Raw genomic sequence first — 16,187 nt, 5'->3', positions numbered from 1 at the left:
CTCAATCGACATGAGAATTTATTTCCTCTTGAGTTCCTAACTCGGGAGGTCTATTTTTTTTGTATCGGCAGAGATGAAAAACATAAATTTATTTAATTAGCGGGCAGGAATCAAAGAAATGATGTCGAAATAGTTGGCAATCATTAAAAATAAGTTCATTTAATTTGAACTAATGGTTTAAAAATGGGGTGTTAAAGGAAGGGGTAGATTGGTGGAAATAAGCACTTGTTGAGAATTAGCTATTATTTTTTTGAACATTTATTAAGTATTTGTGCAAATTTATTAAACTCGTATGGTAGTGCTGCAAATTGAAAGGAGAACAATAAAGTGAAGCAAAATCTAACGACGGTTCAGATGTCTAAACTTCAAGAGATATTTAGTGATCGTGTGCGCTTTAATAGAGTTGAAAGAGTGGTTTACTCTCATGATATGGGGATCATGCCTGAACAAATTCGGGCAATGATTGGGTGTACTCCGGATGGCGTTGTTCAACCCACAAGTGTGAACGACGTTATAGCACTTGCCAAACTTGCTAAGGAAGAAAAGATTCCCGTTGTACCCAGAGGTGCAGGAACTGCAGGGTTTGGGGGCAGTGTTCCAGTAAAGGCCGGAATTGTTGTGGACTTCGTCAGAATGAACAAGATCCTAGATATCAATACGGAAAACATGACGGCTACGGTTGAACCTGGCGTAATCTGGAGCAATTTGGAGAAGGAGTTAAGCAATCGCGGATTAACATTGCGGGCGTTTCCTTCGAGTTCAAACAGTTCGACAGTTGCTGGTTGGGTTGCTCAGGGAGGGAGCGGGTATGGCAGTTATGAATTTGGAGACTGTCTTCAGAACATCGTCTCGGTGGAGATAGTGTTACCCAATGGTCATTTAAAAACGTTTGTTGGCGAGGATTTGTTCCAGGTTTACAGTTTATGCGGAATCACGGGATCGATCGTGAGCGTTACAGTTCGGGCACGGGAAAAAGATGAAGAGAGTGTGATCCTCTCGGCTTTTCCGAACATGCAAAGCGCCTCTGAATTTTTGAAAGCCCTCTCGGAGAAAAATGTGCCGCTCTGGAACGTCGGCTTATCCACACCAGCTTATGTTTCCCTTAAACAAAAGGCCCTTGAGCATTATGTTTTGCCCGAAGACCAGTATTTGGTCACGATGGTTTTTCCAAAACCCCGTCGGTCTTCTGTAGAGAACCCGATTCGGGAGCTCACAACAAAGTATAGTGGAAAAATTATGCGGGAGAAATTAGCAGTTGAGGAGTGGAACGATAAGTTTTATCCCATGCGCTTCAAAAAGCTTGGTCCGACCTTAGTTGCCAGTGAGGTAGTCATTCCAATTACAGAAGTTGCTACCTTTGTCCAAGAAGTCGAACGTAAATTCAAAGGGGAATTTGCCCTTGAGGGAACAATGGTTGGGCATGACCAAATCTCCATCTTAGGTTTTATGCTTTCAGACGAAAGAAAGCTTGGTTTTCCGCTGGCTTACGCTTGTGCCTTGGATGTTATGGATAGTGGTGAAAAACATGGGGGTAAAGTCTTTAGCGTCGGGATGTACTTTACCGATCGCGCCAAAACGTTTTATGGTGAAGAGCGCCTAAAAAATATTTGGGACTTCAAACAATTTGTCGACCCCGAGGGGATCATGAATCCTGGCAAGATAATTCCTATCTCAATGGATAAACAATCCCCAACAAAGATGCTTTCCACGGCCATGAAAGTTGCGAATGCTGGGAGCGGCCTGATTGGACTTGCCGGGCGTTTACTCATGAAGTGGCAAGGGAATGATTTTACCTCGCCGCTCGACGACGGGTTGACAGATGACACGTTTGCCTGCGCACAATGCGGCTATTGTCGTAATGTCTGTACGGTATTTGATGCTATTCCCTGGGAAAGTAACTCTCCACGCGGCAAATATTTTATTCTTAACCAACATATCAAGGGTAAACTTCCGATGGACGATGAAGTTGGAAAGGCACTTTATCCATGTACCACGTGCAAAAAATGCGACTCCGTTTGTCAAATCCGCGCTCATAATGCCCACCACTGGATGGCGTTACGTTACGAATTCAACAAGAATAAACTACAGAATACCGGCCTTGGAATCATCCGTGACAACGTGCTTAATACGGGTAACTTCTGGGGCGTCCCTGCGGAAGACCGCTTAAAGTGGCTGGATGTTCCAACAGAAACCCACGGTAAAATTGCGTATTGGTCCGGTTGCTGGGCAGGCACGATCATGGACAATATGGCGCAAAACGCGACCCGTATTATGGATCATCTCGGAATTCCTTTTGTTCATTTCCGGGAGCGTGAACGCTGCTGTGGACTTTATTTAACCTTAGGAGGATATAAGAAAGACTTCCAAAACCTTGTTGGAGAGAATTTGGAAATGTTTAAAGAAGCCGGTATTGAGACGATTATCTTTTCCTGCCCAGGCTGCTACGCGACTTTTAATGAAAACTATCAGCAAATGGCCTTGGAAATGGGGCTTGAATGTAACATTCGCTTTAAGCATATCACTGTCTTTTTAAGCGAGCTTATCGCGGATGGCCGCCTGAAGTTTACGGACCCTCTAAGCAACACGATTACCTACCATGATTCATGTCATGTTGGGCGTTGGTTTGGGCACTATGATGAACCCCGAAGTGTTATTCGCGCTATTCCGGGCATTGAATTTCGCGAAATGGAACACATCAAGGAAGAGGGGTTATGCTGTGGACTCGTTTCTGCGTTTGATTCCTTGCCCACGGTTGCTCAAAGCGGAATGAAACGTGTAGAGGAAGCGGTTGCAACTGGTTGGAATACCTCGTGACCAACTGTGCGGGGTGTGGATCACAATTTAACGCAACCTGTCACGCTATGGGAACGGAGGTCCAACAAATGGATTTAACCGAACTCGTCGCCCGAGCACTTGGTATCCCGACAATGGATCCTTCGGAAAAAGTCGGAGTTTATATGGCTCAATGTGTTGAGATGCTCAAAGATAGCATACTGGCCCCCATTGTTGTTCCGGCAGAGGCCAAAAAATAGGTTACTGTATAAATCTCTCTGGTCGTTTTTAGGAAGAAAGGGATCCCGAATGAGTATTAATCGGGGTCCCTTTTTCATGAACTCATCATCTCTTCTCACTGATTGGGGCCGTTATCGGTTTAATTTTGGCAGCGGTTATGGAAGTCTTGTTATTCAAATCGACTGTAAAATTGGAACTGAAGAAATTCTTCTTGGTGACAGGATTGCTTTTGATCTTTGTCGCGGCGGGGTTGGTATCGCATAGTGTACATGCATTAGGGAACTTGGAATTGTCCCGCAGATTGTTGAACATGGCTATGACTAAAGGCTCAGACCGATTATTAAGGGTCCGAGCTTTAGTCATCTCCCCAAGGTAAAGACCCATCTCAGGAGATGACCCACTCCATAAATATGAAACACCGATATACTTTTTAGCAGTTGCAATACACATTTGTTTTCTCTGGCGGGGTTGGGTATTATTCTTTTTACTGAACCATATCAACTCCCATTATTATATTTTTTTAGACAAATTCATATCTTATTCACAACTTCGGCTGTATAACTGCTATAATAGGTTATGTCAAGTGGGAACCATTGGTATTATTAAATTAAGGACAAAGGACAACAAAATTATGAAGCGTTTCCCTACTCAGCTAGGAAGAGATTCATTCTTAATAAGAAAATTAATACGCCAGAACCTGGTATATCTCATAGTCATCCTCCTTTTGTTAGTAGGTTTCGGGATATCTTTATACCTAGGGACGAGACAGGTCTATGAAGAGGAAGCACAATGGAGAAGTCAAAAAACCATGGCTGAAGTAACTTCGGGGAAAACGATTATAAGCAATTATTTTTCAGATCTTCAGCGGGACTTAGACTTTGTCTTAGCGTTACCAGATATAAAATCGTACTTTGCCAAAGATTTTGACCCGCTAAAAAAAAGTGGAGCAGAGAAAGTGCTCAAGGGTTTTTTGGAGGGTAAACAATCGTACCAGATGACGGTCACAAATCTGTCTGGTGCAGAGATGTTAAAGGTAGAAAGCGAAACGAAAAGGCCACTTTTTTGGCCTAATGGCTTAAGTAATCGTGAGATACATAGGGAACTTTTTAAAAAAGCTGTTGCATTGGAGAAAGAGCAGATAGCACTTTCGTCAATTTATTTCGCGACAGAAGAAGAAGGGACTAACATAACGAAGCAGGTATTAATGACACTTGCTTTGCCTTTATCCGATGATAGAGCGGTGAAAAAAGGAGTCTTGTTCATTGATCTTGATTTAGTCAACGTTTTTGAGATACTCCCCAACAACCAATTGTTTATTCATACGGATGATGGCGTAGATATTTTCTTCGATCAGAAAGTTGGAACGTTCAATATCAAAAACCTTGGTTATGCCTTAACGAGTAATTCTGGTTGGTACCCAGTTACTGAGCTGGAAATGATCCATTATTCCAAGGTTAAGATCTTTGCCGATCAACCATTTATTATTGCCGCATATCATCAATATCCTTTATTGAAAGTAACCTTAGGTAAACTAATTTATCTGTTCGGAGCCTTGTTTCTGTTATTTCTCAGCTTAGTCGTGTTCAGCATCCTTACAAATTTTTCAGTCTTGAAAAAGACGATTAACACCCAAAAGGCTATCGTCTTTTCACTTGCCACTTTGGCAGAGGGGCGTGATCCAGAGACGGGGAAGCATTTAGAAAGATCAAGAGATTATGCCGTGATCTTAGCCCGTCAATTAAGCACGCATAAAAGGTATAAAAAGGTTATTACTCGTGACTTTTTAGACAATCTTTATTACGCGGCCACGTTGCACGACATTGGTAAAGTAGCAATACCCGACGCTATTTTATTGAAAAATGGCAAATTGACGGATATAGAGTTTGATGAAATGAAGAAACACGTACTCACTGGTCAAAATGTCCTCAGAGAGACGATTGAAAAATACCATTTAACGGAGTCTTTTCTCGAAATGGGGATGAATATATGCGCATATCACCACGAGAAATTTAACGGAAAAGGATACCCTGAGGGACTTGGGGGTGAGGAGATTCCTTTGGAAGCAAGGATTTTCGCCCTCTGCGATGCGTATGACGCAATTCGATCTAAGAGATCTTATAAAGAAGGACTCTCCCATCTAGAAGCGATGAATAGAATTGTAGCGGATAAAAACCAGCATTTTGATCCGGAGGTGGTGGAAGCTTTTTTAGAATGTGAAAAGAAACTTTTGGCGATCACTTAAGAAGAGGGAGTTTTTACCGTATGAGTAAATTATGGCTGTTAATAGCTATGGTATTTACTGGGATACTTTATTCAGTAGTACTCTTGTATTTCATGGATATGCCATTATTCAATAATCTTGTTTTGCATTGCATCATAATGGGAGCTTCGTTTGGGTTAACGAATTTTATTGTGGCTGTTCTTTTTTATAAAAGGCTTGAGAAAGTTAAAAGGTTAAACCAACAATTAAAGGTTAGCCTGATGACGGATAACTTAACTGGACTTCTAAATCGAAGGGCTTTTGATCAGGATATAAAACAGTTTGACTATAGTGGCTTATATTCCTTAATATTTCTCGATATTGATAATTTCAGGGATTTCAACAATCACTTTGGCCATGACATTGGGGATAATGTACTCAAAAAGGTAGGAGAGACTATTAGAGCCTGTGTCCGCGCGACCGACCGAGTATATAGATATGGCGGGGAGGAAATAACCCTGCTTTTATTGGATTGCGATAAAAAGAACGCGATGAAGATGGCTGAAAAAATTAGGTCGGAAATAAGTCAACTTGATAATCAAGCATATCCCCAGATAACTGTTTCCTTGGGCGTTTCGAGTTATCCGGACGATGGGCAATATATTCATGACGTTATTGTTGCTTCAGACCAAGCGCTTTTAAAAGCTAAAAATAGTGGTAAGAATTGTACAATATCGAGCTAGCACTTCAGTCTTTTAAGGAGGTGACCGCTTTTAGGAACTATTGTAAAGTTATCGTGTTTATCTCGTATTATTCAGCCGGAGGACATTCTTTTTACTTCTTGTCCTCTGCTAGCCGCTCATTTGTTAGATTGTAATGGATGAGAGCCCTTGCCCTTTGGTTTAGTTTGTCTAATGAATGGAAATTATTTAAAGCGATTTAAAGAGTAGGAGATGATGGTTGTGAAGAAGAATAAAAAAGTTATAATGTTTGTAGCTCTAATTTCTATTGCCATGTTAAGTCTAGCTGGTTGTGGCAGCCAAAATCAGGGTATGATGAACACCAGCAACATGACTCAATATATGACGAGCAATCCTACGGAAATGATGAATGTTTTTAGTTCACCATATACTCGCCAGTCCATGGTAAAAATAATGGGGTCTTCACAAATGATGCCTGTGATGGTAGATGTGATGAAAGATAGCGACGTACAAAATAATATGATGGGTATAATGGGGAGTAGTGAAAACCAGGCTAATATGGTGAGTATTATGTCTAATCCATCAATGTATAAGCCTATGGTACAGATCATGTCCGATCCGAAAATGAAAGCGACCTTTGCAGCCATGCTAAAAGATCCAGCCCTACAACCCTTGGTAAAGGAAGCTCTAAGTGTAAAATAAATCCCAAGGGACAATGCCCTCCTGATCTAAATTTAAAAAGAAGGGACTCTGCTTTTTAAGCGGGGTCCCTTCTTCATGAGAAATTCGCGACTCATTCACATTTACAAATTCCAGATACATAGAGGATTATTCCCTATGTACATATAATCTATCATAAGGTTGGAAGCAAGTTATATCGCGCTTTCGACCTTGTTCTGTGAAAACAGAAAGTTAGTTCAAAAAAAGGAAACTATTGAATTTTGTCGAATAACTATGAAATATCCATTAATTACTATTAATCTTATATAAGACGCGAAAGAGAATAGATGCTCATTTATTAACCTGGGAGGCAATAAAATGACTATTATCAGAGATAATATAGATGCTAAAGTCATGGCAGACTTAATAGAATTGGGACGGGTCATTGAGATTTTCCCGGGAGAAAAAATACATACAGGAAAAGTTACTCAGGGGCAATGGCTTTTACCGATCAAGGGGCGCTTACGGCTTTCTTTTGGCGATGAGGAAAGCCAAGAGATATTGGATTCTGACATAAATGCTACTTTTCCGGTGCTTGAACTGCCCACAGGGGATACCGTAGCGCCAGGTTATCAGCTGACGGCCCTGGAAAGGGGGCAAGTGCTTATTTTGCCTTTGGCAGCTTTTTCGGAAATTGTCCAAAAAACACCGGAAGTTTTTAATATAATGGTACAGGATTTAATTACCCGGTTGAAAGAAGCGGATGAGAAAAACTGGGTATACCGTCGCAAGGAAAACCTTTATGCCCGGCTCTTAACGGAAGAAAAGCAAAACAAACACGTGGAATTGGCAGGTAACCACCAAAAAATTAGGCAATACAGAAAGCTCATCAGCCAATTGGCTCCATTAAGGCAACCGCTATATTTAGTCGGTGAAAAAGGTACAGGTAAAGAATTGCTGGCATGGCTTATCCATAGAGATAACGACGACAATATTAGGCCTTTCATAACTGTGGAATGTGGGGATATGCTGGATGATGAGTTAGGAGAGCGAATTTTTGGTGGTATTGGCGGCTTTATTCAAGGATTGGGGCTAAACAGGTTCGGTTACTTGGAACTTGCTGCCGGAGGTACTCTAATATTAAAGGATTTTGACCTTTTGAGTCCCCTGGTGCTGATTAGACTAGCCGCCTACATGGAAGATAATCTGCTGGATGTCAGAATAATGATCATCTCTAGGGAACCCGCTGAGCCCAGTAATTGGGCTGATCTATTAAATACGGATGAATTTACCCGTCTTCTAGCTAATTCTTTAATGTTACCTTCTCTAAGAGATAGAATGCGGGATATTCCTCTACTTTGTTCATCACTTTTAAGGAAATTGACCAAGAAACACCAGTACCCATTGCCTACCATAACCAAGGAAGCCCAGGAAAAGCTTCTAAACTATAAATACACCCAATCCAATGTGGCTGAACTTGAGGAAATACTGGAGAGGGCACTAGTATTAGCCGATGGCGGGGAAATAAACGCTGAGCATATTTTTACTGGTGTAATCTTGGAAAACCCCGGCATAGCGCTGGATGTACTGCAATTTCCGTCGGTAAACCGGCTAATTAAAAACCGTATATACCCTCGAATACCTCAGGTGGCAGCTAGTTGTGGCCTTTGGATTTTTATACTAGTGGCTTCCGCAACTCAGGGCGGGATTGTGGGAACCCTAGTGTTAGGGGCCGTCTGGTCCATAGGTTGGCCTGCGTTGCTTTTTTCCTCTGCCCTAGCAGGACGTTTCACCTGCTCAATATGCCCCTTTGCAGGCACGGCAGATATGGTTCAAAAACGTTTTAGTTTTAATCGGCCGGTGCCCCGTCTTCTCAAACAATACGATTACATCATTATGTCGTTATTATTTTCTCTTATTTTCTGGGTTGAAGAAGTAAGCAGAATCAGGGAATCTCCTCCGGCCACGGGGTTATTATTGCTCGTTATTACCCTAGGCGCAGTTTTGGCGGCCTTGTATTACCCCAGGCATACCTGGTGTCGGCATATCTGTCCTTTGGGAGGCATGGTTTCCGTTTGTTCCATGGTAGCCCCCTTGGAATTGCGCTCCAAGGCTGAAATATGCCGTCATAAATGCACTACCTTTGACTGTTATAAAGGAAGTAAGGGAGTGGCGGGTTGCCCTTTATTCCAGCACTTATCTTTTGTGGATAACAATGTAGCCTGTAAATTATGTATGAACTGTGTAATAAACTGTCCGCATAGTTCCATTATGCTTAATATTAGACCGCCTGCCAGGGAAATTTGGCTTACCCGCCATGTTAACCGTGGTATGGCCATCTTTGTGCTTATCTTCGGGGCACAATTAATACCAGTATTACTTTATGACAAATACCAATTTATACATAATAGTATCGCTACCTTTTCCATTATTTTTTGGGCGATTGTTTTTGGTACAGGGTTTGCCGGCTGGTGGGCCATACGTAGCCTTTTGACTGAAGAGGAAGCAATGCCCCGAATAAGGTTAGTATTATGCCTGATACCCCTGGTATTGGCCGCGCATTTTGCCTATCAACTACAGTTTCTTCCCATGCTGCCAAGTTTGCTGTTATATTTACACCATTTAATGAATGGTGTGGTGGAAAGTCAGCTAGTATTAATTTCATTATTAAGTTTTTTGAGGATTTTAGTCTTGTCAGCGGGTTTTATAGGGACTTTAATTTGTATAGGAGCATCTCGCAGGGCGTTAACTGCAACGGAAAAAAAGTATTCGGTGCTAACCTTTGCCGGAGCCGTTAGCTACTTACTGACTATTTCGATACTTTTGTTTCGTTAAGGCAAGATTAGGAGAGTAAATATGGTATATCCGTGTATTTACGCTCCGGACTACCTGGTTGGGAGGTGTGACGGTGGAAAGATATCTTGTTGGTAAATATCCAAGATATCAGGAAGTATTGAGAGGAAGTAGCTATGAATAACTATAAAAAACTTTACTTGTCTGAAATTAAACAAAGCTGCATTGGACTTCTTTTCTTGTTTATCCTTGGGATACCGGCATACCTTGTAATTCATCCCCAGGGTTCCTTGAATTACCAGCATTTGTTTGCCCCACTGGGTTTTGGGGTGGTATTGGCTGGCCTTACGGATCTTTTTGTAGTGAAAAAGCTTTTAACACCCTTACGAGACTTACCCGACCCAGAGCATTTCCAAGTTTCTTGTAGGAAAAACCAGGAAGCTTTGATTTACATAAAAAAACTGCCCTTACTATTTTTTTTGAGGATACTATTGGTTCATACCCTTTGTATTGCTATTATACCTGGGGTTACTATGTTTTATATGGCTTCAGGGGGACATGTCTTTACCCCGTCGGAAGCCTTAATATTGATTATCCTAAATATCTATCTTTGTGCCAGTCATTCTCTTTTAAAAATATTTTTGACTGAAAATTTAACCAGACGTTTTTTCTTAGCGTATTTTCAATTTGATAAAATGGATCAACTTTTTTCAACAAGGATAGCCAGAGGATTTACCCTTAAACAAAAAATTATGTTTTCATATATATTATTGGCGGTGGTGCCCTTAATAGTTATAGCAGGGGTGAGCTGGTATAAGCTTGACGTTTCGGACAAGGAAAAAGCGGGGAATAACCTGGCCGCAAATGCTCAGGATATTGCTATGACCGGACTATCCTTCATTCAACAAAATAATTATCAATACTTGCGAATGATGGCACCCCACTTTAATCGACATCTAATCTTAATAAATAACCAAGGAGGTATTTTGTACTCCAACATTTCCGACATCCCATTGAACACGGTAGAAATACTGCAACAAACAAGGCAACACCCTGAAGGTTGGCTGTATTTGCCAGGAAAGAAATTACTTTTGGGTTTTGCTTGGACCAAGGAGAATCAGGCGTTAATAGTACAGGCTGTATATACAAAAGAAGTAGTGAACAGTTCCAATAATATTCAAATAGTGATAGCTTTGTTGGCTGCCATGGGTATTATCTGTGCCACCGCTATAGGTTATTTTTTCTCCGGCTATTTATCCCGGTCGGTGCATCTTTTGGACACAGGCATGGGTAAGATTCAGTCCGGTGATTTTACCACCAGAGTTCATTTCACTGGTACAGACGAATTTAGTTATCTGGCTCTGGGCTTTAATGATATGGCACAGGGGTTGGCCAACCGGGAAACAGTCATAAATGAGCTTACCTTCGGGCTGGAGCAAAAAGTTAAAGATAGAACTAGGGAGTTGGAAGAAGCAATAAAACAATTGCAAATGACTCATAAAATCATTCAAGAAGAACTGGTGTTGGCCCGGAGGGTGCAGCAAAGTTTTCTTCCAGCCAGGGTTCCACTATTACCCGGCTGGAGTATTACAGCTAAGGCTACTCCGGCTAGAGAGGTAGGAGGGGACCTGTACGACTTTATCCCTCTCCAAGACAATTTGCTGGGCATTGCAGTAGGTGATGTAACAGGCAAGGGGATGCCGGCGGCATTAATGATGGTCGTGGGTATGGGTGCATTACATAATGCAACCAAGGGAAAGGTTACTCCTGGGGAGACGCTTAATCTACTAAATAGGTTGCTCATCCCATTGATGCCCCCGCGAATGTTTTTGACTCTGACTTACGTCATTTTAGACCCGGCTAATAAATGTTGTCGTATTGCCAATGCAGGCGGACCGCTGCCACTGCTCTTCAGTCCGGCGGAGAAGAAAGTAAGGTATCTGGATGTATGCGGTTTGCCCTTAGGGGTTTTTGAGGATAGCACATATGAAGAAATTACCATTTCCTTAGCATCTGGTGAGATATTATTTTTCTACAGTGACGGCCTGGTGGAGGCCACTAATGACCAAGGAGAGTTTTGGGGATTTGAACGTTTCGAGGAATTAGTTAAAACAGCCCCGATTGAATTAAACGAGGCAGTGGCTTATTTGCAAAACACGCTGGATATTTTTACTGGTAGTTCTGATCAATATGACGATATTACTCTCGTGGCATTACAGGGACAAGTTGCCAACGGAGGTGAAACAAATTGAAAAATTGGCCGGAGGATACGGTGCTGATAACCTTTCCCAGTGTGCCGGGGTTTGAAAAGATAGCCCTGCAGGGGGCAGGGGAAATGGCTGTAGGATGTGGTTTAAGTCAAAGTAGGGTGATGGACTTGCAAACTGCTCTGGAGGAAGCTTGTATCAACGCCATGGAGCATGGCAATAGTTACATATCCGGTAAACCAGTATCGGTTATTATCAAGAAGTTGCCGGAGGCACTACAAGTTGACGTAGAAGACCAGGATTCCGGTGGGTGGCCGATTACTATAAATGGACAACCTCCCAGCTTGGAGGACCGGTTGGAGGGTAAGTGTACTACCCGGGGGTGGGGTTTTTTTATCATGCAGAAATTGGTGGATAAGGTGGAATTGTTGACGGGAACTCAACATAAAACCATCAGATTGATTATGTATTTTAATTCAACAAAGGATCAATGAAATACTTCAATAATTGGAGGGAGAATGCCCGTGGAAACACAGCTAAATGTAAAGACCAGAGATGCCGGAGGTAAAACTTTAATTTTCGACCTATCAGGAGACCTTACCCGGCAGGGGGAAGAGGAAATGATCTCTTCCTACACCTTGGCGTCTCGCCGGGGTACCATTAAATTTATATATAACTTTGCCCGGGTGGGGGACATTAACAGCACAGGTATTGCTATATTAATTGGTATTATATCAGAAGCAAGGAAAAGTAATAATCAAAAAATTATTGTTTGCAATCTAAACCCCCATTATGAAAAGGTTTTTAAAATGGTGGGACTGCCAAAATATATTGAAATTGTATCTGAAGAAAAGCAAGCGTTGGAAGACAGGGTTTGATACAGTGGTAATCCGGTCTGGAGCAGATTTCCACTCTTGGCATTGGAACTTAGATATTTCGTCTATTCCACCCTTAATATAGACTCCCTCTTATTCTTTCATAAACCTATAATAGATGAGCTAGCAAAAGCAAATAAATAAACCCTTCAGATAGAAGGGTTTATTTATTTCATTCTTCATGAGAAATTCACAACTTTTTCATGAGATGATCGTATCCAAGAGTTACACTAAGGACATGGAAGATCAGTAAACTAAATGAAGCAAAATTGTAGAATGAAGATTAAATTAGGGGGAATATACAATCACGGTAATCGTAGGAACCGCAACCTTAGCAGTAGGGCTTATAGCATTACCAGCTCTCGCTGGAACGACTCAGCAACAAGGCAGCGGATGGATGGGTCAAATGCAAGGCTTCATGCAGCAAACCTTTTCACCAGGTCAACATCAAACTTTAATGGATTCAACGGCCATGCAAGATCTTCATAATTCAACGGGGATGCAGAACGCCATGCAAACAGGGGATGTTAAGGCGATGCAAGATCTCATGAATTCAGACCCGAATGTTAAGGCCCAAATGGGACAAGATAACCTTGATAAGATGAATCAATTCATGAATAATTACGGAGGAAACATGATGAGCAACGGAAGCGGGAATACCAATTCTGGAAGCTCTATGATGAATGGAAGTGGAACAGTAAATACAGGTAGCAACATGATGAATTTCTAACATTAGGAATTGCTGGATCTGAAATCTATTTGATACTACCTTAATTAAGGCAAAGACCTAAAGATTATTTCTAAGTAAAAAAAGGAGCGATTGTTAAAAATGTGTGGTTGCTGTGGAAATTCGAATAAAGGCCATTCTGGGGGAAATACCTTGAATCCCCAAGATGGGATTGTATTAAAAATTGAGGGAATGACTTGTGGACACTGCAAAAGTTCAGTTGAGAAGGCGTTATTGAAAGTCCCTGGAGTTACTCAGGCAGAAGTGGATTTAGCTCATAAACAGGCAGTGGTTATTGGAACCGCTGATCGTACATCCCTTGCAAAAGCCGTTGATGAGGCTGGTTACAGGGTCGTTAATAATTAGTAAGTTTGTTTATGCTTAGGAGAGCACTACTCTATTGAGGGGATCCAGACATTGTGTAACTGGAAGTGGGCCAATTATATAACCTGATAAGGGGGTTGCAACTTGTTTTGTTACAGCCCCTTTTCATTGGGAATTTTGTAAATTCAAGGATTATTCCTCACTTAGTAGATGTATAATCCTCTATTTTAGGATAGCATACCATCGCCTTGATATTAAGAGGGAAAGTTTCTGAGTTAATTCTATCAAACCAATACATAAAGCAGCGATCACTGAAAGACCAGTGACGGATAGATGATAATAAATTTTGCATAACGGAGTGGAAATGGCTCAATGATAGGAAGTGTGAATAGACGAATGACTTTTTCAAATGGTAAGAAAACCTTTTTTGCAATTTCTGGGTTTATGCAGTGGAATCATATAATTATTTTTAAAGAACTGAGGCTAAAACATGCAAATAGTTATTAGAGAAGATAGGGGGACAATTACAATTGTAATAAATGAATTCATAGTAGCAAATAAGGTTGATTCGAAAGAAAGCATTCCTATTGAGTTTTTAAAATACTTGCGTAAAGCGAACATGAAAATTGAAGACGGTGTATTGTTTAATGAATTATGTGATTTGATTGAAAAAAAGCTAATTAAAAATGATTAGCGTTAATGGTTTGTATGGGGGGCAGCGACTGCTCATTTTAGGCGGGCAACAGCAATAGATTAAAAGCGCGTCGTTTTTTTTGCCCAAACATAACGCGTCGGTCATTATGGAGCCTTCTGCAGAAAAAGGGCTCTAACGTTGAGGTTGAAATGGGAATATAATAAAAAATAGTTAAGGCTTGTCTGTTAAAAGGGCATGTCTTAATTTTTTTATTTAATAACGTGCTAAGTGTATAGTTTTAGTACCTTAAGACAACCATTTCTAGTAGGAGATTGTGCATCCTAAAAGTCGGACATTAAAATTAAGGTGGATGCATTCGTAAGTGGAGAGAACTTAAATTATAGATATAGTGGATATAGGATTTAGGATTTAGGAAGGGAGCTGCATCATCATGGAACAACACCTTCTTGTGTTTAAAGAGGTGGCAGAAACCAATAACATTACGTTATCAGCTAAGAATCTCCACATGAGTCAATCCAGTATCAGTTTGCAGATTCAGAGTCTGGAAAACGAGTATGGTGTTCGTTTTTTCGACCGTACCAATAAAGGGGTTACTCTGACCAAAGAGGGTGAAATTTTCTATGCGCGTATTCGAAGTATCTTGGACATTCTTACGAGTTTAAAAGAGGAGATGAGCGTCCGGGCAAAAGATCAGAAAAGACTTAATCAGAGAAGACTTATTTATCTTGGTGCGACTTTAACGATTGGAGAGTATATTCTTCCCAATATTATGGCGTATTTGTCTAAGACCTACCCAGACGTGGACTTCAAAGTAAAGATCAGTAATACGGAGTCGATTGCTCAAGATGTTTCAGAGAAAAAAATGCACATAGCCCTAATCGGGGGGACAGCCCCTCAGCATAAAGACCTTAAGGTGGAGAATTTTTGGAATGACGAATTGGTAGTCGTGATTCCTCATTTTCACCCCTGGGCCTCAAAGAATAGCATTACCTTAGCTGAACTCCCAAATGAGCGTCTGGTGACACGAGAGGAAGGTTCCGGGACTCGCAAGGTGATGGAGATGGCCCTTAAAGAGAGAGGGTTTGATCTGAATCAATTGAATGTAATTATGGAACTAGAAAGTATTCAGGCGATTAAACAAGTGGTCTCGGCAGGACTTGGAATTAGCATTATCTCTTCGTTGACTGTCAGCAGTGAATGCGACCGGAAAATATTCAAGACATTAAAAATTCAAGATGCACTCGTTTATCGGCCTTTCAGTATTCTCACCAATACCCAAACCACCCAGACCAAAGATGAGCACGTCTTAATTAACCTACTCCATGATCACGAGTTGTTATCGGATATTTTAAGAAAGAATTATAATGATTTAGAGAAACACGCTAGTGAGGTTCGTTTGACTCACCCAGCAGTGAGTAATCGGAAAGGGCAGATACATGGGCAAGAACAATGGCAGTGACATTGTTATATCAAACGGATGCCGAGGATAAGATAAAGAAAGGCACAGACCGATTATTAAGGGTCTGTGCTTTTGTTATCTTCCCAAGTACAAAATCAAGTTACGTTTGATTGAAACGATTAGAATACTCGTTTAGCACCAACATAAACCAATTTCCAATAGGGGCCAAAATTATAAATGGTAACACCTTTGGAACTGGAAGAGTTGATGAATTGGCCGTTACCAATATAGATCCCATCATGGTCGACCTTTCCATTTCCGGCTATGGAAAAGAAGACTAAGTCTCCCGGCTGGAGATTATTAAAGTCCACGGAAGCTCCGACCGAGTACTGATCGCGGGAAACTCTTGGTAAAGAAATCCCGTTTTGGGCAAAGACATACTGTACATAACCTGAACAGTCAAAACCTGTCCCAGGAGATGTCCCACCCCATAAATATGAAACACCGATATACTTTTTACCAGTTGCGATAATAGCATTTGCTTTCTCTTGTCGGGATTGGGTATTACTCTTTTGACTTACTTTGGTTGCATAAAGAGAGTTAAGTTGGTTACCAGTAATGGGACCTACGATTC

General features: G+C 41.2%; 15 protein-coding genes and 1 pseudogene. 14 read left to right on the top strand and 2 right to left on the bottom strand.

The genetic code is table 11. The features are described from left to right. Positions 1-327 precede the first annotated feature (327 nt). From JL57_RS22865 to JL57_RS22815, 12 genes are all read left to right on the top strand, one after another. A complete protein-coding gene (locus JL57_RS22865) occupies positions 328-2,814 on the top strand; it encodes an FAD-binding and (Fe-S)-binding domain-containing protein (protein ID WP_291300456.1) in 2,487 nt (828 codons plus the stop codon). A gap of 68 nt (positions 2,815-2,882) precedes the next feature. Further along, positions 2,883-3,032, top strand: coding sequence for a hypothetical protein (locus tag JL57_RS35310; protein WP_291300455.1), 150 nt, complete (start codon positions 2,883-2,885; stop codon positions 3,030-3,032). A gap of 137 nt (positions 3,033-3,169) precedes the next feature. After that, entirely contained in the window at positions 3,170-3,388 is a 219-nt protein-coding gene (locus tag JL57_RS36595; protein WP_366557078.1) for an FTR1 family protein, read from the top strand. Positions 3,389-3,820: 432 nt separating this feature from the next. Continuing rightward, a complete protein-coding gene (locus JL57_RS35300; RefSeq protein ID WP_291300453.1) occupies positions 3,821-5,254 on the top strand; it encodes an HD domain-containing phosphohydrolase in 1,434 nt (477 codons plus the stop codon). Positions 5,255-5,274: 20 nt separating this feature from the next. Then, on the top strand, positions 5,275-5,955 hold the full coding sequence (locus tag JL57_RS22850; RefSeq protein ID WP_034144236.1) for a GGDEF domain-containing protein: 681 nt from the start codon (positions 5,275-5,277) through the stop codon (positions 5,953-5,955). Between the two features lie 219 nt (positions 5,956-6,174). Continuing rightward, a complete protein-coding gene (locus tag JL57_RS22845; protein WP_291300452.1) occupies positions 6,175-6,615 on the top strand; it encodes a hypothetical protein in 441 nt (146 codons plus the stop codon). A gap of 336 nt (positions 6,616-6,951) precedes the next feature. Next, positions 6,952-9,408: a sigma 54-interacting transcriptional regulator gene (locus JL57_RS22840; protein WP_034144234.1), complete on the top strand. Its 2,457-nt coding sequence runs from the start codon at positions 6,952-6,954 to the stop codon at positions 9,406-9,408. A gap of 134 nt (positions 9,409-9,542) precedes the next feature. Further along, complete coding sequence (locus JL57_RS35295) at positions 9,543-11,618, top strand: SpoIIE family protein phosphatase (RefSeq protein ID WP_291300451.1); 2,076 nt, start codon at positions 9,543-9,545, stop codon at positions 11,616-11,618. Beyond that, the gene (locus JL57_RS35290; RefSeq protein ID WP_045690994.1) at positions 11,615-12,067 is read left to right on the top strand and encodes an ATP-binding protein; all 453 of its coding nucleotides are present in this window, start codon (positions 11,615-11,617) and stop codon (positions 12,065-12,067) included. Before JL57_RS35295 ends, JL57_RS35290 begins: the two co-directional genes overlap by 4 nt. 30 nt (positions 12,068-12,097) lie before the next feature. After that, the gene (locus tag JL57_RS22825) at positions 12,098-12,451 is read left to right on the top strand and encodes an STAS domain-containing protein (RefSeq protein WP_291300450.1); all 354 of its coding nucleotides are present in this window, start codon (positions 12,098-12,100) and stop codon (positions 12,449-12,451) included. Positions 12,452-12,845: 394 nt separating this feature from the next. Further along, positions 12,846-13,178, top strand: coding sequence for a hypothetical protein (locus tag JL57_RS22820; protein ID WP_366557077.1), 333 nt, complete (start codon positions 12,846-12,848; stop codon positions 13,176-13,178). Between the two features lie 150 nt (positions 13,179-13,328). Beyond that, positions 13,329-13,541 carry a heavy-metal-associated domain-containing protein gene (locus JL57_RS22815; protein ID WP_291300449.1) on the top strand — a complete coding sequence of 71 codons (213 nt, stop codon included), beginning with the start codon at positions 13,329-13,331 and terminating at the stop codon, positions 13,539-13,541. Positions 13,542-13,760: 219 nt separating this feature from the next. Here JL57_RS22815 and JL57_RS35285 read toward each other — a convergent pair. Next, positions 13,761-13,883, bottom strand: a pseudogene (locus tag JL57_RS35285) (HoxN/HupN/NixA family nickel/cobalt transporter); the annotation flags it as partial. A 106-nt stretch (positions 13,884-13,989) separates the two neighbouring features. On the opposite strand from JL57_RS35285, the gene JL57_RS22810 reads away from it, so the two are divergent. After that, on the top strand, positions 13,990-14,193 hold the full coding sequence (locus JL57_RS22810) for a hypothetical protein (RefSeq protein WP_034144230.1): 204 nt from the start codon (positions 13,990-13,992) through the stop codon (positions 14,191-14,193). A 391-nt stretch (positions 14,194-14,584) separates the two neighbouring features. Then, a complete protein-coding gene (locus tag JL57_RS22805; RefSeq protein ID WP_034144229.1) occupies positions 14,585-15,613 on the top strand; it encodes a LysR family transcriptional regulator in 1,029 nt (342 codons plus the stop codon). A 119-nt stretch (positions 15,614-15,732) separates the two neighbouring features. Here JL57_RS22805 and JL57_RS22800 read toward each other — a convergent pair. Beyond that, on the bottom strand, positions 15,733-16,187 hold a 455-nt coding region (locus tag JL57_RS22800), incomplete at its 5' end, for a C40 family peptidase (RefSeq protein WP_034144228.1).

Source organism: Desulfosporosinus sp. BICA1-9 (assembly GCF_000802135.1).
The sequence above is the reverse complement of the archived record's forward strand: the minus strand, read 5'-3'. Positions and strand labels throughout refer to the sequence as shown.